Origin of the sequence: Sulfitobacter sp. SH24 (assembly GCF_965641895.1) — a bacterium.
In the GTDB taxonomy this organism is placed as follows: domain Bacteria; phylum Pseudomonadota; class Alphaproteobacteria; order Rhodobacterales; family Rhodobacteraceae; genus Sulfitobacter; species Sulfitobacter dubius.
On the sequence record NZ_OZ282575.1, the window covers coordinates 947,398 to 971,431 of the forward strand.

Here is a 24,034-nt window from a genome sequence, read left to right on the forward strand (position 1 = left end):
GCGCGTCTGCCCGCGAAACTTGGTTTCGCCCTTGTGGGCTTGACGCCGCGGCAGCTTCTCACTGTTTATCGCGCTGCTTTCGTCTCGTAAACCAAAGTTTATGACACTCTTTCATGGGTTTAGATCGGACGATTTAAACCCAAGGCAGATAGCCAATTCCCCCTCGAATGCCCTTTTCCCTGTCATCCCGACGACGCCGCGTCACTGAAGAGCGGCTCGCAATACAACCCGGGTATGAAAAGGAACACGATATGAAAACCGCATTCGCAACCGCCGCACTTATCCTTGCTACAGCAGGTTCTGCCGCTTTCGCTCAGGGCATGGAAGGCCAGCGCATTGGCTACAACGATCAAACCAATAACGGCGTTTCCTACTCCAGCCGCAGCGAAGCCGTGGATGAAAGCAAACTTGAGAACTTCAAAAGCGGCAACCTGCGCGCCGAAGACCTGTCTGATGTGACAATCACCGTCTTCCCAACCGCTCAGAGCGACGCTTCCGTGAACCGTTTCCCGCGCTAATTGCGGGCACCATTCACTTACTTCCCCAAAAGGACACGACATGAAAAAGACACTCGCAACAACCGCCCTCATCCTTGCTACAGCAGGTTCTGCCGCTTTCGCTCAGGGCATGGAAGGCCAGCGCATTGGTTACAACGATCAAACCAATGACGGCGTTTCCTACTCCAGCCGCAGCGAAGCCGTGGATGAAAGCAAACTTGAAAATTTCAAAAGCGGCAACCTGCGCGCCGAAGACCTGTCTGATGTGACAATCACCGTCTTCCCAACTGCTCAGAGCGCCGCTTCCGTGGACCGATTCCCACACTAAACCTGGCCTGCTGGCTGATAAGGCACTGCGTTACAACACTCTTTCGGCCAGAGAACTGGCCCCAGAGCTGGCTTTGAGACCCTGCACCTGCCCTTCGGGGCGGGTGCCAAATCACTAAGGGTTGATCACGGCGCATGGCCGCCATCCCTTGTACTTCGGTGGGCCGCGGTTAAATACGGCGGATACCAAGGCAAGGCTTCACCATGAATAATAAGAAAAAGATCGCTCTGTGGGTCATCGCCGCTTTGCAGTTTAACGCGACCGTCTATTTCGTTCTGGTGTTTGCGCTGGAAGGTCGGGGCGTGACGCTTTTTGGCATACCGCTTGCGGATATTGGCCCCAACAAAGGCGTTCAGGTTTTGGGACTGATCCTTGGCGTTGTGCTGGGGTGGATGGCGCTGCGCATGAGCATTCAGCGTGCCGAGCGGGCGGAAACGGCCCTGCGCCATTGTGCGGTGGAATTCGCCGATGTGCTCGAAGAACATTTTCGCGAATGGCACCTCACCCCGGCCGAACGGGATGTGGCGATCTTTCTGACCAAGGGTTTGAATACACGCGATATTGCAGAGATGCGCGGCACCTCTGAAGGCACCGTAAAGGCGCAGACCAATGCGATTTATCGCAAGGCTGGCGTCACCGGGCGAACCCAACTTTTGAGCACTTTCATCGAAGACCTGATGGACGATTCTCTGATGCCCCGGCCCAAGTCCAAGCTACAGCTTTGCCACGCGGCCTGACAGCGGCGTGGCGCCTTTAGCGCGTCAATTCCAGAATATCGAAATCGCTTTCCACAGCCGGTGACGGAAACAGCAGCCGGGCCCGTGTCGGGCTGATCCGCTGGAACACCGCGACATCGCTCTGCACCTTACCACCCGATGTGAAATCTTCGGGCAGGTCGGCATAGTCGGGCGCTGTTTCACCATTCACATAGCCCACGCCAGCATAAATCGCGCGGCCATCGCGCAGGGTAATCTCCCCGCGGGTCAGCTGCGATCCCGTCAACTTTTCAAAGGCGAAACCGCGGTCGGTCGCCGTAAAGCGGCATTTAAACGGAGAATAGGCGACAAGTGGGCTGATCCCGCCGAGCTTGATCGTTCGGCAAGACCAATCGCCCTGCAGATCGGCAGAGAAAGCGACCTGCGGTTCGCCCGACAGCGCGCGCGTCAATGCGGTTACATCCCCAGCCTCGCCCGCGGCAAGCGCCTGCATCACGGCATTTCCAAAGGCTGCATCGAGGTTATCCAGCCGCGCGCTGTCGGCAGGGCGCAGTGTTGTTTCGGCCCAAGAGGTGGCCGGGAGAAGCAGCAGGAGGCGCAGGCGCATGGTTACCCCTCGTTCTGGTCGATGGCATGGTCGCGCAGTACCTCAAGCGGCACGATATCGAGCGCGCGTAGATGTGTGGCGGCCAAGTGAACCCGTGGTGCGCAGCCCTCGTCCGCGGCCTGCAAAAACCGCGCAGCACAGAGGCACCAAGGATCGCCCGGTTTCAACCCGGCAAAGCCAAACTCGGGGCGCGGGGTGCTCAGGTCGTTGCCGACATATTTAGAATAGGCCAGAAACTCGGCCGTCATCACCGCGCAGACCGTGTGGCTGCCCTGATCCTGCGCGCAGGTGTTGCAATGTCCATCACGGAAGAACCCCGTCACCGGGTCCGTCCCGCAGATCACAAGCGGCTGGTTCAGGACGTTGATGCTGCTGTCAGGTGTCATATCTTGCCTTTCTGCCTTAGGTCCCGCCAGAGACGGAGGCCGCGATCTCGCGGAAGATCTCAATGTTCTGCTCCGCCACCCCGGCCTCACGGAATTTACGGTCGGCGGCGTTGGTGGCGATGACCACATCGCGGGCGGTGTCGACATAGATGTACTGCCCATAGATGCCGCGCGCCATATATTCCCCTTCTGCTGCGCCCACGGGGATCCACCATTGGTAGCCGTATCCGATCTGCCCCTCCGCAGTGGGGGCGGTGGGGCTGGTTGATGCTGTCACCCAGTCTGCGGGCACGACCTGCTTGCCGTTCCATTGGCCACCTTGGGCAAACATCTGGCCAAAGCGGGCATAGTCGCGTGTGGTCATGTTCAGCCCGCCCAAGACAAAGGCGGTGCCTGAACCATCAACAATGTAATAGGGCGCATGTTCCAGCCCCAAGGGCGCAATGACCTTTTCGCTCAGCAACTCCGGCACGCCGCGCCCGGTGGCTCCGCGCACCACCATGCCGATCACATGGGTATCGATCGAGACATATTGCCATTGGCTGCCGGGTTCCGCGAAAGTCTCGGTCAGTTCGGCAGTGAAGTCATCCAGCCTGCCGCCCAAGGCCACGACCCGGCCCATGCGGTTGATGTCTGAATCGTAGTCGAGATAGTCTTCGTCGAAGGTGACGCCGCTGGCCATATGCAGCACATTGCGTAGGCTTGCCCCGTCATAGGCGCTGCCCTCGAGATTGGGCGCATATTTCGTGACCGGATCGTCAAGGGATGCGATCTTGCCTTCGTCCAGCAGGATGCCCACCAAGGCGGAGAGATAGCTTTTCGCCACCGACCAGCTTATCCGGCGATCTTCGGGGCCGGTGCCGTTAAAATAATTCTCATAGACGATGGCGCCGTCTTTCAGCACCACCAGCGCGGTCACATCGCGGGCGGCGATCCAGTCATCGACCGTTTCGGGCAATTCGGTCTCGGGGCCGTAGGGCAGCTCGCTCGTCAATCCATCCCCGCGCGAGACGGGGACCGAGAGGAAGGCACCATCCATATGGCTGAAGTTGTGCACGATCTTTTCTTCCGAGAACAATGAGTTCACGGCGAGCAGGCGCGCAATCTCTTCGCGCCTCCAAAGCCCGATGACGACCGCCGCCACCAAAAGCGCCAGCAAGACCCGGCCAAGCCATTTTCCGAATGTACGCATGATGTCCCCTCAATATTGACCTGAGTGAACCACGCGGCGCGGGCGGGGACCAGCCCGACATTGCGTCAGGCGGAATTGCTCAGCGGAAGCGATCCATCAACTTTTGCAGCGGCGACTGGGGCTCGGCCTCCGGCTCGGGCTTGCTGGAGGCGGGCTTTGGCGAGGCTTCTGCGGGTTTCTGTGGGCCTTTGCTTCCGGTTCCCGAACGGGGCGGGGTCACGCGTAGGGCCACGGCATTCATAAACCGCCCCGTATCGCCTCGCGCCAGATCGGCAGCGCCGTCTGAAATCCCGCGCAGCACATCGTCCAGCCAGCCTTCGTCAGCCTTGGGAAAATCGCGTAGCACATAGCCCGCCACCGCGTCCTTATGGCCGGGGTGGCCAATGCCGAGACGCACGCGGTCATAGTCAGCGCCGATATGCGCATGGATCGAGCGCAGGCCGTTGTGGCCCGCATGGCCGCCGCCGGTCTTGCATTTGACCTTGCCGGGGGCAAGGTCGAGCTCATCGTGAAAGACGATCACATCGCCCGCGTCGATCTTGTAGAACTTCATCGCCGCCTGCACCGATTGGCCGGAGTTATTCATAAATGTCTCAGGCTTAAGCAGCACCGCCCGGTCAGAGCCAAAGCGCCCCTCGCTGACACTGCCCTGAAACTTGCCCTTCCACGGGGCAAAGCCGTGATCGTCGGCAATGCGGTCCAGCGCCATGAAGCCGATGTTGTGGCGATTTCGGGCGTATTTACCGCCCGGATTGCCAAGGCCGACGATGAGTTTCATGGGCTTTCTCCTGTGGTTCGGTGGAGTTTAACAAGAGGGGCAGGGGGATGGAATGGCCTGCTGTGTGCCGGAATTTTTTGAAAATCCCGCAGTGATTTCTTTTAAAGAGATCACTCCCAAACGCAAAACGGGGCCGCGTGATGCGACCCCGTTCCAGCATTGCCTTGCGGCTGATGCTTATTCTTCACCGTCGGGCGGACCCATTTCGGTTGTCGGTACTTCGTCCGCTGCAGTCTCGTCTTCGTCGTCATCCGACGCGGACAGACCGGCAGGAGCCGAAACCGTAGCGACAACGAAGTCGCGGTCGATCGTGGGCTTGGCACCTTCGGGCAGATCAACACGGCTGATGGTCGCGCTGTCGCCGATCTCAAGACCAGTGACGTCGACGGTCACGAACTCAGGGATGTCCGCAGCAGTCACGACCAGTTCAACTTCCGGACGGACCAGAGTGAGCACGCCACCCTTTTTCAGGCCGGGGCATTCTTCTTCGCCTTTGACTTCGACGTTGATGAACAGGTTGATCTTGGTGGTCCGCTTCAGGCGCATCAAGTCGATGTGTGTGGGCAGGTCTTTGACAACGTGGCGCTGAACGTCGCGGCAGATCACACGAACGTCGTCGTGGCCTTCAACCTTGAGGTTGAACAGAGTCGCCTTAAAGCGGCCCTGACGCAGACGGGTCAGCAGCTTGTTGAATGGGATGTTGATCGGCAGCGGCTCTTTGTCGCCACCAAATACAATACCAGGAACCATGCCGTCACGACGTGCTTGGCGAGCGGCGCCCTTGCCTGTCCCCGCGCGTACCTGGGCTTCAAGATCAGGAATCTCTCCGGCCATTTTAGTCTCCAAATTTGTTAGGGCGGGAATCCTCCAAGGCTGTATTCCCGCGTGAAGCCGCGCGTATAGACCGGTTTTGCCCGGCTGGAAAGGGCAAAAGGGCCGGGAAGCCCGCTATTCCTGTGGCGTATGCAGGTAGCCATCCGCGGCCATCAGCCGGTCATAGAGGGCGAACTCCTTGGCTCGTGCAGCGCGCAATTGGGATTCGACGTTCCCTGACAGTGGCGCGGGCAGATCAGGCGAGACGTTCTTCGGCTTCAGTTTGATCTCACGCCCCAACCGCTCGGCCAGGAAGTCGCGGAAGGCGGGCTGACGTTCGTAGGCAAAAAGGTGCTGCACCAGCAGGTCGTCCTGGTCGGATGTCAGAAAGGAAAATTGGCTGCCGATCTGCGCGCGGGGCGGGGGCGTGTCTGAGATAACCTCAAGGGCGAATTCCTCGAATGTCAGGCCCTTGGTGCTCAGCTTTTTGCCATCAAGCCGGGGCTGGCTGCGATAACGATACCAACTGCGGATTTGCTCTACAGGATCGCGCATCACGGCCAGTGGTTCGGGCGAGGCCGAGAAGGTCTCTTGCAGGAAGGGCAGCACGCGCCGCTGATAGCGCAGCGCGGTGAGATGCTTGCGGCTGCGCGAAAAGACAATCTCGGCTTCGGGTTTCAGCGCCATTTCCACGGCGGTGGTCCCGGTTTTCGGCGTGGCGAGAAAGGTCAGTTCGCGGCTGAGAAAGATCAGCATTTGGCGGGATCACGCGGCCATTCCTGCCAATCGCCGCTAAAGTTACGTGGGATCAACAGGTTATGGCGTCCAAGGTTGGCGACCTGTGTCTCGCCGCAAAGCGCCATGGTCAGGTCCAGTTCGCGGTGGATCACCTCCAACGCGCGGGTCACGCCTTGCTGGCCCATCGCGCCCAAGCCATAGATGAATGCGCGCCCGATGTAGGTGCCTTTGGCGCCCATCGCCATGGCCTTCAGCACGTCCTGACCCGACCGGATACCACCATCAAGGTGCACTTCGATCTGGTCGCCGACCGCGTCGAGGATCTCTGGCAGCATGCGGATCGAACTTAGCGCCCCGTCCAACTGTCGCCCGCCGTGGTTGGAGACGATAATCGCATCCGCCCCGACCTTCAGCGCCATCCGCGCATCCTCGGCATCCAAGATGCCCTTGAGGATCACCTTGCCGCCCCATTGCTCTTTGATCTTGGCGATCTTGTCCCAATCAAGGGAGGGGTCGAACTGTTCTGCCGTCCATGCGCCAAGGTCGGCATTGTCGGTCACCCCATGCACATGGCCGACGATATTGCCGAAATGCCGCCGCTTGGCGCCCAGCATCTCGATCCCCCAGCCCCATTTGGTGGCAAGGTTGGCGAGTGTTTTGGCCGTGAGTTTGGGCGGGGCCGACAGGCCGTTTTTCAGGTCTTTATGCCGCTGTCCGAGGATTTGCAGGTCCAGCGTGATGACAAGCGCGGAGCATTTCGCGTCTTTGGCCCGTTGGATCAGGCGGCTGACGTAGTCCTGATCGCGCATGGTATAGAGTTGAAACCAAAAGGGTTTTGTTGTCGCTTCAGCCACGTCTTCGATGGAGTTGATTGACATGGTCGACAGGGTGAAAGGCACGCCAAAGGCTTCTGCTGCCCGAGCGGTCTTGATCTCCCCATCCGCGCATTGCATGCCCGTCAGACCCACGGGGGCGAGCGCCACGGGCATGGCGACATCTTCACCGATCATCCGCGTTGCTGTGCTGCGGCCCGACATATCCACCGCCACGCGCTGGCGCAGGCGAATTTGGTCAAAGTCACTGCAATTCTCGCGAAAGGTCTGCTCCGTCCAGCTGCCCGATTCCGCATAATCGTAGAACATCCGTGGCACGCGCCGTTGGTAGATACGCTTGAGGTCGTCGATATTGGTGATGACGGGCATGGGCCACCTATGTTGCATGGGTCAACTTTGGGTAGCAAGTGGCGGGGGACTTGGCAATTGTGAAGGGCGTGGAAGCGACAAAGCCCGCGCGGCCAATAGGGCAGCGCGGGCTTTAGTTCGTCTCTTTAAAATAGGCTTACGCTGAATGCGCCCCGTCGGCGAGGGTTTTGACGAAGGCCAAAACATCCTCAGGGCTGTCGCCATTGGCGATACGGTTCACGATGGCCGAGCCGATCACCACGCCGTCTGCCACTTCGGCGATGGCGCGGGCTTTTTCAGGGGTGTTCACGCCAAAGCCCACGATCACCGGCAGGCCGCTGGCCTTTTGGATGCGCTTAACTTCAGGGGAAACATCAGCGGCATTTGCCTCTGCCGAGCCGGTGATACCGGTGATCGAGACGTAATAGACAAAGCCAGAGGTGTTTTGCACCACGCGCGGCAGGCGTTTGTCATCGGTGGTCGGCGTGGCAAGGCGGATGAAGTTCAGGCCGGCATCTTGGGCGGGCAGGCACAGTTCGATGTCTTCTTCGGGTGGCAGGTCAACCACGATCAACCCGTCGATCCCGGCATCTTTGGCTTCGGTTAAGAACTTCTCAACACCCATGGAATAGATCGGGTTGTAATAGCCCATCAGCACGATCGGTGTCGTGTCGTCATTCTCGCGAAAGGCGCGGACCATTTCGAGCGTGCGCTTCAGCGTCATGCCCCCTTCTAGGGCGCGTTGACCGGCAAGCTGGATCGTGGGGCCGTCGGCCATTGGATCGGTGAAGGGCAGGCCAAGTTCGATGATATCCACCCCGGCGGCTGGCAGGCCGCGCACGATCTCAAGGGAGCGATCGAAATCCGGGTCCCCGGCCATCACATAGGAGACAAACGCCTTTTTGCCGCGGGCGCGGAGGTCTTCGAATTTGGCGTCGATACGGGTCATGTGGCTTGCCTCATTTGGTGCTTTCCTCGGCAATGCCGAATGTGGCGGCGAAAATCAATCCACCGCGGGGCAGGGGGCGGCAAAATTCCCTGATCAAGGCCGTTTCGCGCGTTGCGCCCTTCCATTTGGCGCAAAGCCTCCTATCTCATGGCGCATGAATTATGTACTCGCCCTTTTCCTGCCGCCGCTGTCGATCCTGCTGATCGGACGGCCAATCCTGTCTATCGTGGTGTTCCTGATCTGGGTCCCTGCGATCATCTTCTCAGGCGGGCTGACCCATCCGATGTTCATCCTGCTGGCGTGGATCTTGATCTATCAGGCGCATCAGGACCGGCGCGCGCGCTGAGCCTTGCGCTTTGCCCCGGCTACCCCTAACACACGCGCAGCTTTTATAGGGGTATCGTCATGGGTTTCAAAATGGGCATCGTCGGTCTGCCGAACGTCGGCAAATCGACCCTTTTCAACGCGCTGACCCGCACCGCAGCGGCACAGGCAGCGAATTTTCCGTTCTGTACCATCGAGCCCAATGTCGGCGAAGTCGCTGTGCCCGACGCGCGGCTCGACACATTGGCGGAGATCGCGAAGTCGAAAAGCATCATCCCCACGCGCATGACCTTTGTCGATATCGCCGGTTTGGTGAAAGGCGCGTCGAAAGGCGAGGGCTTGGGCAATCAGTTTCTCGCCAACATCCGCGAAGTCGACGCTATCGCCCATGTGCTACGTTGCTTTGAAGACGGGGATGTCACCCACGTCGAAGGCCGCGTGGACCCGGTGGCCGACGCTGAAACCATCGACACCGAGCTGATGCTAGCGGATATTGAAAGCATCGAGAAACGCCTCCAGAACATCGTGCGCAAGGTGCGTGGCGGTGACAAAGAGGCAGTGCAGCAGGAACGCCTAATGCGTATGGCGCTCGAAGCGCTTGAAGCGGGCAACCCCGCGCGCGTGGTTGAGGTGGACGAAGATGACGCCAAAGCCTGGCGGATGCTGCAACTGCTGACCACGAAACCGGTGCTCTACGTCTGTAACGTGGGCGAGGCGGAAGCCGCCGAAGGCAACGCACATTCCGCGAAAGTTGCCGAAATGGCTGCTGCGCAGGGCAATTCACATGTCGTAATTTCGGCCCAAATCGAAGAAGAGATCAGCCAGCTGGAGGCCGAAGAGGCCGAGATGTTCCTCGAAGAGATGGGGCTGAAAGAGGCCGGTCTCGACCGTCTGATCCGCGCTGGCTATGAGCTTTTGCATCTTGAGACCTACTTCACCGTCGGCCCCAAGGAAGCGCGCGCTTGGACGATCAAATCCGGCACCTCTGCTCCGAAAGCCGCTGGTGTGATTCACGGCGATTTCGAAAAGGGATTCATCCGGGCCGAAACCATCGCCTATGATGATTTTGTAAGCCTTGGCGGCGAAGGCCCAGCCAAAGAGGCGGGCAAGATGCGTGCTGAAGGTAAGAGCTATATCGTCAAGGATGGCGACGTGCTGCACTTCCTTTTCAACACCTAACGATTGATCTGCAGCGTGGCTTGATCGCGCCGTTCAGTTGACTGGAAAACAAAAAACCCGACAGCTTGCGCTGCCGGGTTTTTCAATTGGAACGTCTTCAGCTTATTTGCTGTCGTTGCCCGGACCGAACCCGCCATAGGGGTAGCCTTCGCCGGGGCTGCTCATTGCATTACGGCTGCTCATAACGGTGTCACCGTTTTTCGCGTTGTCGGCGGTGTTCAGCATGATGTCGTTTGCTTTGGTCGACTCGTCTGCATCTTGCATGCGGTCGCTGTTGCCATACACTTCGCCCGCGTCATTTGAGGTGTTCAGAAAGATGTCGTTGTAGCGAGTGGAGTTATCCGCAACGGCTGCGGTGGAGATCAAAGCGGCGGCGGCTGTTGTTAAGATAAGTTTCATAATGTGTTCCTTCGGGTTTCTCTAAGATCGCGTCATTGCGATGTCATTGTTTGTGGTGAAGTAACGGCACAGGGAGCGAGAAAGTTTCGGCACTGCGGCAAGGATGCCGACGTTCGAGGGAAATTGCTGCGGGTGAACGGTAGGGGGTATCGGATTTATCGTTTTATAACAGTGCTTTATTGTCGAGCTCTCATGGTTTCACAAGTCATTCACGCTCCCGTGTGAGATGCTACAGAGGGTGCTAAGAAGGAGAATAAACGGTGATTTGATGGAGGGACAATCGCGTTCCCTCTTTGGTGCAACGCTCGAGTTTCTAGGGATAGGCGTTCGAAAGCCACGACCCACTGGCCAGATGAAATTAGATGCAGAAAATGCAAATTTTCTGGCCAATTTCGCCTTGTCACTCGGACGGGACCTGTCTAAACGGGTCGACGGAGACGTGGCCGAGTGGTCGAAGGCGCTCCCCTGCTAAGGGAGTAGGCCCGGAAGGGTCTCGAGGGTTCGAATCCCTTCGTCTCCGCCACTGCGCCTTGCTTTTTTAATAAAATTTAGAATAGTTACGCGCTTTATCCGCCCAAAAAGCCCGCAAACCGTGTGATGGTGATTGTCTGCGTTAGATTGAGCCTCATGGCGATGACACCCATTCACCAGCTTCGCATCCGACACCGTCATGCCGCCGAATTTGGCCTTCCAGTTGTAGAAGGCGGCTTCCCACATACCATGCTTGCGGCACAGGTCAGCGCACTTCGCGCTTGCCTCGTGCTCCGTCAGAATGCCGATGATCTGTTCGTAAGTAAATCTTGCTCGCTTCATTGTCCGTCCTCAAATTGGGGCGGACTCTAATCGGCGGTGGAGCAAAAATCCCGTGGCGGGTCATCCGGGGTGTTGCAGCTTTCCCATCCCTTTAAAGGTCAAGAATGCTTTTCAGCAAAGTGTATCGCATCCTTAGATCATTGTTACCACGGCTTCTCTACAACTCATAGATACCGACGAATAAGCTCACAGCGGTGCTCAAAAACCGTTTCTTCGTCATAGGTTGATCCAGCCACCGCCGCTTCTCGGGCCAACTGGGCTAGTTTCTGTCGATCATTATCAAGGGTCATTATATTCCGGGCTAACTCCGCTGTATCCCCCATGCCAGACAACAAGCCACCGCCCTCTGCTGAGATAAGATCGCGTGCAAAAGCTCCCTCATAGCCGACAATTGGCGCGGCTGAGGCGAGTGCCTCGATCAAGCTGCGGGGTGATTCAGGAGTTTTGTGGCAGAACATAACGATATGAGCATCTCGTAAGCATTTTAGCACTTCGGAACGATCGTCTGTGAAGCCGGGCAGTTTGACGCGATCCTGCAAGCCCGCTTCGGTCACCTGAGCACGCATCTCTTGCAGATCGGGGCCATCACCAAGCCAGCTTGCCTGAAAATCCATGTCCGCAGCGGCGAGGTTTTTTATGACTGTGATCCAGTCCAGCGACCCTTTCATGGCATCGGCCCGGCCGACATAAGCGATCTTGAGAGGGCCTTTCACTAAAGATGCGAGCTTTTCATCTAGTGCTTGGGCATCAATGTGATCAGATTTTGGTATATGAATGTCGTGAACAATCTGCGGGTTGCGGCAATAGGGCGCATAGGTGTCATAGGTCTCCTTGCCATGGAACAGCCCTAACGAAGATCGCCTAATCAGATGTTTTTCCAAGGCGAACATCGGACGGTGGGTTGCGCGCGCACGCAACCGCTGGCGCCAGTTTCCAACATGAGCCGTGCGGCGGACAACTTCCGATTCCACCCGGTCCGTCCAGATGGCATATGGCTTGCCCATCTTATGGGCGAGGTGACATGACACCGATCCCCAATCCCCGAATAGCCCCCCGATGGAGAATGAAAGATAATCTGCCTTTTTGATCTGCTCTTGGATAAGGCGCGCCGTGGATGGAAGATGTTGGAAAAACCTATCGGGTCGATAGGCGGTGGGTAGGGGAATAACGTTAATACGCTCTAAACTCGGACCAACCGTGCTTATAGGGCGCCAACTGGGGGGGGGCATCCCGGTTAGCACGGGCATCATGACCGATACGGTCTCAAAATTTTCGGCCCATAATCGCAGGCCGTTACAAGCTTGATTTTCCTGAAGGAAACCTTGGGAGGAGGCGTAGAGGGGAACCGGTGCATAAATAAGCAGGTTCTCTGGCATAGGCTGCTTTTATCCTTTGTCGTTAAATAGGGTCGTGGAAGGGCGGGCCTTAAAAAGCCTGATGACCTAAAAATGTGGGGGCGAAAAGAGCTCCGATATTTTTGCATCATCGACTAACGCTGTCGAGAGAGCACAGCATTGTTTGGTGTCAGCCAAATGGCAAGCTCTTGCCTTGGAGATAACCTTTTCTGTGCTTGCCATGAAGAATCTGTCGGCGCTGCCAGACAGCCGAGGTCGTTTACCCACCGTACGGTCGTATCGCAAAGATTACACAAACGCGCGGCATGGTTTTGGTCATCCTCCGCTGTATTCTCGGCAGAATTTTTGACGAGGACCAACCCATTCGGGGGGCAAATCCTGGCAGTAGGGGCATGTGAATGCCCGACGCCATGCGAAAGGGAGGTTCTGAATGTTGGTTAACGTTAGAGATTGGTCTCGTATCCTTCATAACTGCATCTTTTCGGATGCCGATCAGTCGCTTTGTGCAAGGGCATGGCAGTACAGAGAGGAAAGCCGCCTCTGGGCTATCTGGGTGATGGTTTTCACCCCCTCTCATTGCGAGCATAGCTTTCGTCATCATCGAACCATGTTGCGTCTGAAGATGCGCCATCATGGCGAAAATCCCGGGTAGAGCGGCACATCATATCGTTCACAGAAATCCAATTACCAACTGCTTGGGAATTAGCGCTGCAGAGCAGTTGCATGCAGCTGCATTCGGGTTCAGTTTGCCGGCAACGCCGCAGGCGGCCGGAATAACCGTGCCGCTGGCCTTACCTTAGCAAAGGACAGCTATGCTTCGTCACGATCCAATCTACCCGTCCCACCGTTCCCCCGTGGTTGCCGATAATGTTGTCGCGACCTCACAACCGCTGGCCACGCAGGCTGGGCTTTTGATGATGCAGCAGGGGGGGAATGCGGTGGATGCGGCGATCGCAACTGCCGCGGCGCTAACGGTGGTGGAACCGACGGGCAACGGGCTGGGTTCCGACGCTTTTTGCATTCTGTGGGATGGAAAGAAGCTGCACGGGCTTAACGCTTCGGGCCGCGCTCCGGCGGCTTGGTCACCCGAGCGGTTCCCCGATGGCATGATTGAGCATGGTTGGGACAGTGTCACCGTTCCCGGTGCGGTCAGCGCTTGGGTCGAACTGATGGAGAAATTCGGCAAGCTTGATCTGGCGACGGTGTTGGCCCCGGCGATCCGCTACGCTGAGGAAGGCTTCCTCGTTTCGCCCACGATTGCCACGCTCTGGGCGCGCGGGGCCGAGGTTCTGGGCAAGCAGCCGGGCTTTGCTGAGACGTTCCTGCCCGAAGGTCGCGCCCCGCGTGCGGGTGAGCGGTTCCGTAACCCCGGTGCCGCGCGTACCCTGCGCCTGATTGCTGAAACGAACGGCCGCGCCTTTTACGAAGGGGAAATCGCCGAGGAAATCGTCGCCCATGCCAAAGCCAACGGCGGCGCGATGACCATGGAGGACTTGGCCGCCAATGCGCCCGAATGGTGTGGGACAATCAGCCAGAGCTTCGACGACGTGGAACTGCATGAAATCCCGCCAAACGGGCAGGGGATCGCCGCGCTTATGGCTTTGGGCATTCTAGAGCATAGCGAAATTCGCGACCACGGTCCCGACGATCTCATGTCGGTGCACCTTCAGATCGAGGCGTGCAAGCTCGCCTATAGTGACCTGCATGCCTATGTCGCCGATCGTCCGGCGATGACCGAGGTGGATGAAAAGGCGCTGCTCGACCCCGCTTACTTGAAATCCCGTGCGGCCCTGATTTCGACCCAAAAAGCGCAGGATTTCGGGGCAGGGGCGCCGAAAAAGGGCGGTACGGTCTTGATGAGCACGGCCGATGCTTCTGGCATGATGGTCAGCTTTATCCAGTCAAACTATGCGGGCTTCGGATCAGGCGTGGTGGTGCCGGGAACGGGCGTGTCGATGCAAAACCGCGGCTTTGGGTTCACCACCGAGGCCGGGCACCAGAACATCGTGGCAGGCGGCAAGCGCCCCTTCCATACGATCATCCCCGGGTTTGCCATGAAGAACGGCCAGCCGCTGATGGCTTACGGCATTATGGGCGGCCCGATCCAGGCTCAAGGGCATATGCAATTGCTGCTGCGCACCCAGCTTTGGGGCCAAGACGTACAGGTTGCAGCCGACGCGCCACGCTGGCGGATGCTGTCTGGGCTAGAGGTCGCTTGCGAACCGGCGATGAAGCCGGAATTGCTGCAAGGGTTGCGTGATCTGGGCCATGTGATCCATGTCGAAGCGCCCGACAATGCCTTTGGATTCGGCGGCGCGCAACTGGTGCAGCGCTTGCCAGAAGGGGGCTATTCCGCCGGTTCCGATCCGCGCAAGGATGGACAGGCTGCAGGGTTCTAACCGCGCTATAACCTGTAGTAACGTCAGGCATGGCCCCAGACGGGCCATGCCTTTTTCATATCCGGCCTCAGCCGTGGTCACGCATCGCGTCGACCGACCAAGGCCCCGGGCCTGCGGCCGCGAGGTAGAGAAAAGCAAAGCTGTAAAGCGCCACCAGTTCTCCGCCGTTCAGCATCGGGTAGAACCCCTGCGGCATATGCGCGATGAAATAGGCCGCTGCGGTTAAGCCGCTGAGGATAAAGGCCGACAATCTTGAGAAAAGGCCAACCACCAGCAAAACGCCAAAAACCAGCTCAATGACGCCCGCGATGCCGCCCATCGACGTGATTGAAACGCCGCTCATCTGGCTGGCTGGAAAGCCGAGGATTTTCGTTGTGCCATGCTGCAGCACCAAAAGCCCCGACATGATGCGGAGTAGCGACAAGATTTGCAGCCGGTAGGGGGTGAGGAAGGTCATGATTTTTCCTTTGTAGTGCTAGGAGTTGCGCAAACTGAGCAAATATCAATCGCAGTTGGCGTAAGCCGTCCAGCCTGAAGCGCGGGGAAGGGGGGATTGTCACACATCTGTGATTGAAGATGTCTGTCGCCATCCGTCAAACAGAGCATTTTCGCCGTGGCGGCAAGATTTGCGAAAAAAATTCGATATTCGTGCCCAATTCCCCTTGCGCACCCCGGACCGCCCAAGTTAAAGAGCCGCTGTCCGGTAGAGTTACTCACCAGACAGACATAGGCATTCCGGCGTAGCTCAGCGGTAGAGCAGTTGACTGTTAATCAATTGGTCGTAGGTTCGATCCCTACCGCCGGAGCCAATCTCTCCTAGATCACTGAAAAGATTGGCGCTTATGCGATTGCGGTCGCAGCGCATTCTATTTCGCGCGTCTTGGTTTCACCCACAGACGCATGCACCCCGTCAGCCCGCTGGCAGGGTACTTGCGTTTGTTCGTCATCCGGCACGAAGACCGGGCATACCAACTGACCAATTTGCGGCCAGCGCAAGCGCTTTCTCCGCTTCGGCATCGTTCAGCTTTTGCCGAAACTCATGCCATGCAGCGCCGTCGGTAGCTTCACCAAAGTCATGAGCTAACTGCTCATAGGCCAGCGCGAGGACGGAATTCAGCGGCACACCGCGCCCCTCGTCATATAGCGTCGCCATCCAGCGCATGGCCCGCGGCTCGCCACATTCCGCAGCCTTGAAAAGCCATAGTGCGGCGTCAATATCGCTTTGCTCAATACCATCCCAATTCAGATACATAAGACCAATATTTAGATAGGCTACAGGCTCCCCGCCGTTTGCCGCGCGTTGATACCATGCAAGCGCTTCATCCATATCTTTGGCAACGCCCCATCCCATTTGATATTGTTTGCCCATATTGATCTCAGCGGCGGGCACTTCCATTTCGGCGGCTCTGTGGTACCATTCTGTTGCCTTTTGGTGATCCTGTGAGCCCCCGATCCCTTCATTGTACAAGTTGCCCAGATTGATCTGGGCAGCAGGATGATCCTGATTGGCAGCGGCAAGGTAATAGGTCCTTGCTTTGGCATGATTAACGGGTATGCCCATGCCCTCATCATACACAAGGCCTAGGGTGTATTGTGCATCCGCCAAACCTTGGTCCGCAGCAATTTGCAAAAGACCAACGGCACGGTCGGGGTCCGGATCAGACCCTTGCAGAACCAATACGCCTGCACGGTAAGCTGCAAGCGCGAAGCTCCCATCGGCCTTCAGACACTTTTCGTACCAGCTCAGCGCTTGGTCGGGGTCATGTGCCAGTTCCCCTCCTAGATCGTGCATATTGCCCAAGTTGAACATGGCTTTGACGGACCCTTGTTCCGCCGCGCGAAGAAAGTAGGACATCGCCACATCAAGATCAGCGTCGACAGCCAGCCCATTCCGGTAGCACACACCGACAGAGTTAAGCCCGCCTGCATGGTTCTGATCAGCGGCCTTCCGCGCCCATTCGAGAGATGTCACGAAATTCTGCGACACGCCCAACCCGTCAAAGTACAGGCGGCCCAACTCACATTGAGCTTCAGCATTTCCCTCTTTGGCTAAAGCGCCGAAAATTTCATGCGCTCGATCGTACTGACCTTCCTCCCGCGCTATCATTCCACTTTCTATGTCAATAGAGCCCGCGCCCGTCGTTTGAAATGGTCTCAATATACGGCCGAAAAGTGAGCCTTTGTTGCGAGTTTGCATTTTGAAGTATCCTCTATTGCCATGCCCCGCTGCCTCAAGAACACACGCCTTTTATGGAGAGGTATGGACCTGATAGTGACCTAGCGTTGCTGGTAGTGGATCACTACATGCTTTGCCGATTTTCCGCGAACAGGCTGAATTTCAGCAAAGAATTGCTGAACTACTGGTCCACCACGCATTTGACAATTTCCAAATATGGATGGCTGTTTCTCCACCCGCGGCATTGGTTTTGGCATTTCGACGAAGGGAGCGAAGACAGAGAGGCCCACGGGCGGTTTTATCCTACCGGACGATGCGCTGATCAGTTGGGCAGGGGCCGCTCCTCGAGACTCTGCGCCTAAAGATACATTGGACCCGGTTTGGCATCAAACTGCGAAAGGTTGCTTGGTGCTCGGCAGCGGCGCCTTGTTTGCAGCGGCGTGGGCATCCCGGCTTGTCCGGCCTGCTGAAAGTCCCGGCTCCGATGTGGCTCTTGAAACCGCCGATGCCGCGATCCTGCGCGAGCGGGTGACGGATGTGGCAGGCCAAATCCGCCTTGCACGTGCCATGATCGGGAGTATCCGACAGAAAATCGCCATCGACCTTGAGCTGAAGGCCGGGTTCCTTGTCGCCACGGTGCTTGGCGTCACCGGCCTCTGGATCGCGATTTTGGCGCACACTGGGGTGGCTGTTTTGGTTAGGCTCAACGCCCTGCGGTTGCTACCTTTCCGCCCAACTTTCGCTGAGCGGTTGGCCGAACCCGGCCGCTGCCCTACAACCCATGCAACAGATGAAACGACAGCCTGAACCTCTGGAAGGATTCTACATGACCCTCACACGACGCAGCTTGCTGGCCTGTTCCGCGAGTTTTGCCGCCGCCGCACCCCTCGCGGCCTTGGCTGAAGCAAAGCCCGCGATCCATGTAATGAAAGATCCTAATTGCGGTTGCTGTTCGGCGTGGATCGAGATTTTGGAGAACGAGGGTTTTGCCGTGACCACGGAACGCAGCTTGGGGACGCTCTTGATTAAATACAAGCAAGACAACGGTATTCCGCAGAATATGGCCTCTTGCCACACCGGAAAGATCGAGGGCTATATGATCGAAGGCCACGTCCCGCCCGGCGACATCCGCAAACTGCTGGCAGAGCGCCCGGATGCTATCGGCCTCGCCGTGCCGGGAATGCCCTATGGCTCGCCGGGGATGGGACCGGAGAGTGAGCGCGACGCATATGACGTCTATCTGATTGCCCGTGATGGCAACAGCGAAGTTTTCACACGCTACGAGGCTGCATAAAACGCAACGGTTCTGGCCCTAAACCGGTAGGAAGCACATATGGCACATGATCACGCCCATATTGACCCCGAAAGCGGAGACCGCAGAGTATCACTGGCAATCTGGGCGAATGCGCTTTTGACGGTGGCACAGATCGTGGGCGGTGTCTTTGCGGGGTCGCTCGCTCTTATCGCGGACGCGCTGCACAATTTTTCGGACATGGCCTCATTGGTCATCGCTTTTGTCGCCCGCAAAATCGCACGGCGTCCGGCAGATGCGCGGATGACCTTTGGCTATGGTCGAATTGAAATCGTTGCCGCCCTGATCAACAACACCACGCTCATTCTGGTCGGGATCTATTTGATCTACGAAGGCGGGATGCGCATGATTGATCCGCCTGAGGTGGCAGGTTGGACAGTGGTCATTCTGGGCGCTGTTGCGCTGGTGGTCGATACACTGACGGCGCTGCTGACCTATTCGATGCAGAAGGACAGCGTGAATATCAGGGCTTTGTTCTTGCATAATCTGTCAGACGCGCTGGCCTCGGTCGCAGTGATTATCGGTGGCACGCTCATTATCCTTTACGACCTTCGGTGGGTCGATCCCGCGATTACCATCGGTATCGCGCTTTATATCCTCTATCTGGCCCTTACTGAAATCGGCGGTCCGATCCGTATGCTGATGCTGGGCAGTCCGCCCGACCTGGATGCAGGCGCAGTGGTCGAGGCGATGAACAATGTCGATGGCGTCCGGGATGTGCATCACGTTCACCTTTGGCAGATGCAGGAGCATGAGGTGGCTCTTGATTGCCATGTGGTGTTGGTGGGGCGAGATTGGTCGGATCTCGAGGTCGTAAAACAGGAGGTTAAGAAAAAGCTCGCCAACGACTTCGGCATCACCCACTCCAGCCTTGAATTTGAAACCTCTGCGAATGCCCATAGGGGAGCGTCCTTGTTTGGCCATAAAGACGACGCAAAAAGCACCGGCGAAGAGCCTGGTGAATAAGAATCCTAAAATGCTGCAAACGGCCGATGATTGAGACTGTCTGAACTGCGCCTTTCCACCGGCGTCATCTTTGTGCCTGAGGGCGAAGCAACCGCCAGACATAAAGACCGAGAAGGCCCAAGAGCAGAACATTTGTCACCGGATTGATCTACATCTCGACTTTGGCAAACGGCGCCTCCAGCAGATAGCCTGAAATGGTGAGCGCAGCCGTCCAGAGGAGGCTGCCCGACCCTGTGTGGAGAAGAAATGGCAGTAGCGGCATCCCCGTCATGCCGGCTGGGATGGATACCAGCGTGCGGACACCCGGCACAATCCGGCCCAGAAACACCGCTTTGCCACCATTGCGCCGAAACCACGCAAGGGAACGGTCGAGGTCTTGCTCTGAGATGGTCAGCCACCTGCCGTGTCGCGCGATGAGTCTGCGCAACCGTGCTTCAGATACCGCTGACCCGATCCAATACCACAGAAAGGCTCCTGCAACTGAACCGATCGTGCCGGCGATCACTACACTCACAAAGGAGAGGTCACCGTTCGCCGCGAGATAGCCGGCGAAGGGCATGATGACTTCCGAAGGGATCGGCGGGAAGACGTTCTCAACCAACATCAGGGCGGCGACGCCGAGGCTCCCCGTTGAAGCCAGCAGCGAGGTGATAAAGTCAAACATGCTCGGGCCTATGCGGTAGGTTGGGCAGCATTGCCCGTTTCAGCACGGGATCAAGCCGCTGTCAGTTTCCTCCGATCCGGGGGCGGTGAGGTAGGTCCAGATGGCCGCCTCATCTGTGAAGGTCAGCTTCAGCACGCCTGTTGTCCCGGCAATCAGCCGCTCAGAGAAGGCCGCAGGCTCAATATTGCCCTGTGTCGACTTGCCGCCGGCCCCTACCACGAAGGCGATCGTGCCGCCCTCTGTTGGCTTTCCCTCGGCATCCAGCGGCGCGGTGCGTTCATAGAAGTGATTATGACCATGCAAGACGAAGCGGACACCTGCCTCAGCGACAAGCCGGAACAGCGCCCGTGCATCGTTCGATCCGCTGCGCACCACGCTCGAATAGGCGGGTTTATGAAAATATGCGGCAGTGCAGCTGTCGGGATGCGCTGCGAGCACTTCTTTTGCCCATTTCGCCTGTGCAGACCCTTCGGACGCATCGATCTCGCTGTTGAGTGACAGGATCAACCAGTTCCCGGCTTGCAGAGCGTAATAGCCGCTTCGGTCTGGCCCTGCGCGATCTTGCCAGTAGTCAAAGTATGCATATGCAAGAGGGGAGTGGTATTCGTGGTTTCCAGGGGTCGGCCATGTGCGCTCCCAAGCAGCCCCCCAATAGGGGTCGTAGCAATCTTCAAAGCCCACGGCTTCTCCGCGTTTATAAACCAGGTCCCCCAAGGCAAGCACTGCCGTTTCGGGGTGTTGTTCCAAGATGCTGGTGGTGTCTATCATGCCCTCGTTCGGTGTGGCTTCTGCCCGGGGAAGACCAACCGCATAGCGCAGGTTTCTGTCGGTTCTACCCAAGTAGCCTCCGTTTGCGCAGGAGGCGATGTCACCTGCCGCCAGAACAGAAAACGGCAGCGTCACATCCAGTTTGTGGACCCGGTTTGTGTCGAACATGTCTGATTGCAGAGGGCTCGCCAATGACCGTATGCCAGAAGCCGCGACGGAGAATACCTGGCCTTCGGTCCCGGCAACAAGAATAAGGGCCACTGTTGTTGCCAATAGGGTTCGAAAGGCGGTTTTCTTCATCTGGTTCTCCTTAAACGAAGCAGTAGAGTTTGCCGACTGATCGGACCATTGCCGCAATATTACCAATTGGTAAGGTGTTGATCCGGCCATGGATGCGGGCTTGCAGGGCTGCACATTTCAACCAGAGCCATCACAGCCATTGCGACAGCACCGACGGCAGTCAGCGGGGCTGCGCAGGACCGCGAAACGCCCAAAATTTGCTGAGCGCAAAAGTCAAAAATGCAATGCACCCGGTTGAGGTCCACAGGCTCATGACTTCAGTCTGATTACCGACCGATAACAAAACAATCAGCAGCACTTCGTTGCCGGCAAAACCGATCAGGGCGACAAGCGCGAATTTCCAGAGCGCGTTTGATAGGCTGACCTCTTGGTCTGCAAAGGAAAAGCCGAGATGGCCGATGAAGCTGACCACGAAAGCGATTGTGAAGGCGAGCAGGTTCGCCATCACTGGCTGCCAGTTTGCCTGGATCAGTAGAAAGCCGATCATCATATGAACGATGGTCGCAAACAGGCCGACCATCCCGAAACGCAAAAATTGGCGCCACATCATAGATGCTCCCGATCAGCAGAAAAGTCTTCCGCAATGATAAAGCCGGGACGGCCTTTGACCTCCGTAAAGACCCGCGAGAGGTATTCGCCCAACACACCGATGGAGATAAGTTGCACCCCGCCCAGCAACATGACGGCCACCACAAGTGTCGACCACCCCGGCACCTCGATGCCGAAGACGAGGGTGCGGATGGCAATCCAGAGGGCGTAGAGAATTGAACAGGCGGCAATGGTCATACCTATCCCCGTCCAAACCCTTAGCGGCCATGCGGTGAAGGATGTAAGGCCGGTCAAACCTAACTTAAACAATCCAGCAAAGCCGAATTTAGAGGCTCCGGTCGCCCGCGGGGCCAACTCAATCGCCACAGCCTTGGTGCGAAAGCCGACCCAGCCATACAGCCCCTTCATAAAGCGATTGCGCTCAGGCAAGGCACAGAGCGCATCGACAACCCGTCGATCCATGAGCCTGAAATCGCGCGCATTGGCTGGTATCGCGGTGTCGCCGCCGATATTCAGCAGGGCATAGAACGCCCGGGTGAAAACCCGTTTGCGCCATGTCTCGTCCCGGCGTTGCGCGCGGACGGCATAGACCATCTCATACCCCTCGGCGCGATGTTTCAGCATGGTTTCGAGATGAAAAAGGGGTTCTTGAAGATCGGCATCAAGGATGACCACCGCCGCTCCCACTGTACTCTCCAGACCGGCCATGATCGCATGTTCCTTGCCGAAGTTCCGCGACAGCCGCAGCACACGAAGCGGATATTGGGCACAGAGTGCTCGACTTTCCTCAAAAGTGGAATCGAGGCTGCCATCATCCACGATGATGATCTCGAAACTACTCACCAGCCTGCGGGCATGCGCATCCACCTTGGCCACCGTTCTGGTGATATTGCCCGCCTCATTGAAAGCGGGGATCACAAACGAAAGATCGGGAATAGGTTGTGGAGAAGGAACGAGCTTAGGCTTAACATAGCTTTCGGGGCGACGGTTCATCGTGTTACCTCCCGATCCAGATTTTCGACGAACAAGATGCGATGCCCAAACTGTCCGGCAGGATCGAACCGCGAACCCAGCAAAGGAACCAGTTCCGAGGCGATAGATGCCGGGATGGCCATCGCGTCGCGCAAGCCATTGTCTGCAAGGCTATCGAATGTCGCGGTTCGCTCGGTGAACTGAACTCTGCCTCGCGTATAGAACTCGGCAGAAAAGCTGCGACCGCCCCAATAGGTAATCTGCACATCAGGATCGTAACTTTGCGCCGCGGTTACTAATCCGCGCTCTGACCGATAGGTGATTGATCCGGGCTGGTAACGCGCCAGAATGGTCAGAGATAGAAATGCCAGCCCCACAAAAACAATGGCCATGAAGACCGCGTTCCGCGCCCACCACCCCGGTCGACCTCTGACCTGAGCCCAAAGCGAGACCAGAAGAGCCGCCGCTGCGGGAAGCCCGGGCAGGGCATAGGCTGGCAAGATGTTTGCGGCGGGGGTGAAGAGGATCAGTGGCGCGACGACCCAAAGCGCGAGATAGCTGTGCCAGCCTCGATCACTCCCTGTCATTTCCTTGACGTAAGAGGCGGCTCGGGGAAGCAGGGGCAGGGCAAACAGGCTCCATGGCAGAAACGTTGCGCCGGCATAAAGCCAGATCAGGCCCTTGGGCTGCTCATGGCCGGAGCCGTAAAGATCACCCTGCCAACCCGGCACGACAAAGCGTTGGAAATGCTCTCCGATAAGGAAGTAGCGCAGGAACCCCGGGGTCTTGATCTCGGCCAAGCTATACCAAGGAAGGGTCAGCGCTGCGGCGATCAACAGCCCTGACAGCCAGGGAAACCCGTGTAATTCCCGCCAGCGTCCAGTCAGCGCCAACCATGGTACAAGCGCGATCACCGTTAGGACAAGCGCGACCGGCCCCTTCGCCAAAAGGCCGATTGCGATGCCGACGAAGAACCACCGTCCCCATGTGCTGCGAGAGGGGCCGTCCTCCATATAGTTGTAGAAGCCGATCATGCTCAGGGTCGTGCCGAGCACCATGACCATGTCCGTCATCACAAAGGCCGACGCGCCAAAAAACATTAAAGATGAAGCGAGAACCGCCGTCACGAGCAGAGCCTGATCCGGGTCCCGGTGCCGACGCATCCAGGCGAAAAGAAGGCTTAGCACCCCCAATGACGCAGCAAAGATGAATACCCGCGCACCAAAAGCCCCAACACCAAAGAGCTTCATCCCCAAGGCAGACAGCCAAGTATGTAAGGGAGGTTTGCCCCAAAATGGCACGCCGTAGTCAAACTGGGGTGTGATCCAGTCCCCTGTCTCGACCATCTTACGCGCGATCTCGGCATAGCGAGCTTCTGTAGAATCCGTGAAAGGCCACCAGAACATGGCAAGCAGGCGCACGGCGAATAATGCACCGAGTGCAAACAGCAGGAACCGTTGGTCACTGCGCGTTAAGCCAAAGCGCCCCGCATGCTCTTGCCGCACGGCTGTATCGAATTTGGGATCAATTGCGACCATGATGTCCTGTCCTTTTTCTAAGGGCATAGGACGGCAGAGATCTGCAAAAGGTGGTCGGCACTATACCGATCCGTAACATTACGAAGATGGCTTAAAGCTGCAAAGCAGGTTATTTTCTCGATACCTTACGGAGCT

General features: G+C 57.6%; 25 protein-coding genes, 2 tRNA genes and 2 pseudogenes. 11 read left to right on the plus strand and 18 right to left on the minus strand.

Annotated features, from left to right (window positions below; translation table 11 throughout):
- The first annotated feature begins 251 nt into the window (after positions 1-251).
- The 3 genes from ACSQ16_RS07175 (at position 252) to ACSQ16_RS07185 (ending at position 1,562) form a co-directional block, all read left to right on the plus strand.
- On the plus strand, positions 252-518 hold the full coding sequence (locus ACSQ16_RS07175) for a tryptophan synthase subunit beta (protein ID WP_243261158.1): 267 nt from the start codon (positions 252-254) through the stop codon (positions 516-518).
- A gap of 40 nt (positions 519-558) precedes the next feature.
- Positions 559-825, plus strand: coding sequence for a tryptophan synthase subunit beta (locus tag ACSQ16_RS07180; protein ID WP_093928451.1), 267 nt, complete (start codon positions 559-561; stop codon positions 823-825).
- Between the two features lie 203 nt (positions 826-1,028).
- Positions 1,029-1,562 (plus strand): helix-turn-helix transcriptional regulator, encoded by a 534-nt coding sequence (locus tag ACSQ16_RS07185; RefSeq protein ID WP_243261157.1) that lies wholly within the window; start codon positions 1,029-1,031, stop codon positions 1,560-1,562.
- Between the two features lie 16 nt (positions 1,563-1,578).
- On the opposite strand, the gene ACSQ16_RS07190 is transcribed toward ACSQ16_RS07185, so the two are convergent.
- From ACSQ16_RS07190 to trpA, 8 genes are all read right to left on the minus strand, one after another.
- Complete coding sequence (locus ACSQ16_RS07190; protein ID WP_243261156.1) at positions 1,579-2,148, minus strand: DUF4893 domain-containing protein; 570 nt, start codon at positions 2,146-2,148, stop codon at positions 1,579-1,581.
- A 2-nt stretch (positions 2,149-2,150) separates the two neighbouring features.
- On the minus strand, positions 2,151-2,534 hold the full coding sequence (locus tag ACSQ16_RS07195) for a DUF2237 family protein (RefSeq protein WP_243261155.1): 384 nt from the start codon (positions 2,532-2,534) through the stop codon (positions 2,151-2,153).
- Positions 2,535-2,550: 16 nt separating this feature from the next.
- Entirely contained in the window at positions 2,551-3,726 is a 1,176-nt protein-coding gene (locus tag ACSQ16_RS07200) for a serine hydrolase domain-containing protein (protein WP_435988718.1), read from the minus strand.
- Between the two features lie 79 nt (positions 3,727-3,805).
- Positions 3,806-4,504 carry an aminoacyl-tRNA hydrolase gene (gene pth / locus ACSQ16_RS07205; protein ID WP_259982153.1) on the minus strand — a complete coding sequence of 233 codons (699 nt, stop codon included), beginning with the start codon at positions 4,502-4,504 and terminating at the stop codon, positions 3,806-3,808.
- 177 nt (positions 4,505-4,681) lie between these two features.
- Entirely contained in the window at positions 4,682-5,338 is a 657-nt protein-coding gene (locus ACSQ16_RS07210) for a 50S ribosomal protein L25/general stress protein Ctc (RefSeq protein WP_243261152.1), read from the minus strand.
- Between the two features lie 114 nt (positions 5,339-5,452).
- Positions 5,453-6,073: a hypothetical protein gene (locus ACSQ16_RS07215; protein ID WP_243261151.1), complete on the minus strand. Its 621-nt coding sequence runs from the start codon at positions 6,071-6,073 to the stop codon at positions 5,453-5,455.
- Positions 6,067-7,257, minus strand: a complete 1,191-nt coding sequence (locus ACSQ16_RS07220) for an alpha-hydroxy acid oxidase (RefSeq protein WP_243261150.1) — start codon at positions 7,255-7,257, stop codon at positions 6,067-6,069. Before ACSQ16_RS07220 ends, ACSQ16_RS07215 begins: the two co-directional genes overlap by 7 nt.
- 136 nt (positions 7,258-7,393) lie before the next feature.
- Positions 7,394-8,185 (minus strand): tryptophan synthase subunit alpha, encoded by a 792-nt coding sequence (gene trpA / locus ACSQ16_RS07225; RefSeq protein ID WP_243261149.1) that lies wholly within the window; start codon positions 8,183-8,185, stop codon positions 7,394-7,396.
- Positions 8,186-8,339: 154 nt separating this feature from the next.
- Here trpA and ACSQ16_RS07230 point away from each other — a divergent pair, with 154 nt between their 5' ends.
- Together ACSQ16_RS07230 and ychF are read left to right on the plus strand one after the other, a co-directional pair.
- Positions 8,340-8,531 (plus strand): hypothetical protein, encoded by a 192-nt coding sequence (locus ACSQ16_RS07230; RefSeq protein ID WP_007117519.1) that lies wholly within the window; start codon positions 8,340-8,342, stop codon positions 8,529-8,531.
- A 59-nt stretch (positions 8,532-8,590) separates the two neighbouring features.
- The gene (gene ychF, locus ACSQ16_RS07235; protein WP_243261148.1) at positions 8,591-9,688 is read left to right on the plus strand and encodes a redox-regulated ATPase YchF; all 1,098 of its coding nucleotides are present in this window, start codon (positions 8,591-8,593) and stop codon (positions 9,686-9,688) included.
- 102 nt (positions 9,689-9,790) lie between these two features.
- On the opposite strand, the gene ACSQ16_RS07240 is transcribed toward ychF, so the two are convergent.
- Positions 9,791-10,087, minus strand: coding sequence for a hypothetical protein (locus tag ACSQ16_RS07240; protein WP_243261147.1), 297 nt, complete (start codon positions 10,085-10,087; stop codon positions 9,791-9,793).
- Between the two features lie 433 nt (positions 10,088-10,520).
- Between ACSQ16_RS07240 and ACSQ16_RS07245 the strand changes: the two genes are divergently transcribed.
- Positions 10,521-10,610, plus strand: a tRNA-Ser gene (locus tag ACSQ16_RS07245).
- Between the two features lie 128 nt (positions 10,611-10,738).
- Here the strand turns inward: ACSQ16_RS07245 and ACSQ16_RS07250 are convergent.
- Together ACSQ16_RS07250 and ACSQ16_RS07255 are read right to left on the minus strand one after the other, a co-directional pair.
- Positions 10,739-10,900: pseudogene (locus tag ACSQ16_RS07250) on the minus strand (transposase); the annotation flags it as partial.
- A 164-nt stretch (positions 10,901-11,064) separates the two neighbouring features.
- Positions 11,065-12,276: a glycosyltransferase gene (locus ACSQ16_RS07255; RefSeq protein WP_243261145.1), complete on the minus strand. Its 1,212-nt coding sequence runs from the start codon at positions 12,274-12,276 to the stop codon at positions 11,065-11,067.
- A 791-nt stretch (positions 12,277-13,067) separates the two neighbouring features.
- Here ACSQ16_RS07255 and ACSQ16_RS07260 point away from each other — a divergent pair.
- The gene (locus tag ACSQ16_RS07260; protein WP_243261144.1) at positions 13,068-14,654 is read left to right on the plus strand and encodes a gamma-glutamyltransferase family protein; all 1,587 of its coding nucleotides are present in this window, start codon (positions 13,068-13,070) and stop codon (positions 14,652-14,654) included.
- Between the two features lie 67 nt (positions 14,655-14,721).
- On the opposite strand, the gene ACSQ16_RS07265 is transcribed toward ACSQ16_RS07260, so the two are convergent.
- Positions 14,722-15,111, minus strand: coding sequence for a DoxX family protein (locus ACSQ16_RS07265; protein ID WP_243261143.1), 390 nt, complete (start codon positions 15,109-15,111; stop codon positions 14,722-14,724).
- A 277-nt stretch (positions 15,112-15,388) separates the two neighbouring features.
- On the opposite strand from ACSQ16_RS07265, the gene ACSQ16_RS07270 reads away from it, so the two are divergent.
- Positions 15,389-15,463, plus strand: a tRNA-Asn gene (locus ACSQ16_RS07270).
- Positions 15,464-15,597: 134 nt separating this feature from the next.
- Here the strand turns inward: ACSQ16_RS07270 and ACSQ16_RS07275 are convergent.
- Positions 15,598-16,851 carry a tetratricopeptide repeat protein gene (locus tag ACSQ16_RS07275; RefSeq protein ID WP_435988719.1) on the minus strand — a complete coding sequence of 418 codons (1,254 nt, stop codon included), beginning with the start codon at positions 16,849-16,851 and terminating at the stop codon, positions 15,598-15,600.
- Between the two features lie 453 nt (positions 16,852-17,304).
- On the opposite strand from ACSQ16_RS07275, the pseudogene ACSQ16_RS07280 reads away from it, so the two are divergent.
- The 3 genes and pseudogenes from ACSQ16_RS07280 to ACSQ16_RS07290 all read left to right on the plus strand — a co-directional run.
- Positions 17,305-17,637: pseudogene (locus tag ACSQ16_RS07280) on the plus strand (hypothetical protein); the annotation flags it as partial.
- A gap of 19 nt (positions 17,638-17,656) precedes the next feature.
- Positions 17,657-18,124, plus strand: a complete 468-nt coding sequence (locus ACSQ16_RS07285; RefSeq protein WP_243261141.1) for a DUF411 domain-containing protein — start codon at positions 17,657-17,659, stop codon at positions 18,122-18,124.
- A gap of 39 nt (positions 18,125-18,163) precedes the next feature.
- Positions 18,164-19,108 carry a cation diffusion facilitator family transporter gene (locus ACSQ16_RS07290; protein WP_243261140.1) on the plus strand — a complete coding sequence of 315 codons (945 nt, stop codon included), beginning with the start codon at positions 18,164-18,166 and terminating at the stop codon, positions 19,106-19,108.
- Positions 19,109-19,256: 148 nt separating this feature from the next.
- On the opposite strand, the gene ACSQ16_RS07295 is transcribed toward ACSQ16_RS07290, so the two are convergent.
- From ACSQ16_RS07295 to ACSQ16_RS07315, 5 genes are all read right to left on the minus strand, one after another.
- A complete protein-coding gene (locus ACSQ16_RS07295; RefSeq protein WP_243261139.1) occupies positions 19,257-19,772 on the minus strand; it encodes a DedA family protein in 516 nt (171 codons plus the stop codon).
- Between the two features lie 39 nt (positions 19,773-19,811).
- A complete protein-coding gene (locus tag ACSQ16_RS07300) occupies positions 19,812-20,840 on the minus strand; it encodes a metallophosphoesterase family protein (RefSeq protein WP_243261138.1) in 1,029 nt (342 codons plus the stop codon).
- Between the two features lie 160 nt (positions 20,841-21,000).
- Positions 21,001-21,390, minus strand: coding sequence for a GtrA family protein (locus tag ACSQ16_RS07305; protein ID WP_243261137.1), 390 nt, complete (start codon positions 21,388-21,390; stop codon positions 21,001-21,003).
- A complete protein-coding gene (locus tag ACSQ16_RS07310; protein WP_243261136.1) occupies positions 21,387-22,382 on the minus strand; it encodes a glycosyltransferase family 2 protein in 996 nt (331 codons plus the stop codon). Before ACSQ16_RS07310 ends, ACSQ16_RS07305 begins: the two co-directional genes overlap by 4 nt.
- Positions 22,379-23,899, minus strand: a complete 1,521-nt coding sequence (locus ACSQ16_RS07315) for an ArnT family glycosyltransferase (RefSeq protein WP_243261135.1) — start codon at positions 23,897-23,899, stop codon at positions 22,379-22,381. The genes ACSQ16_RS07310 and ACSQ16_RS07315 overlap by 4 nt, the downstream gene beginning before the upstream one ends.
- Between the last annotated feature and the right edge of the window lie 135 nt (positions 23,900-24,034).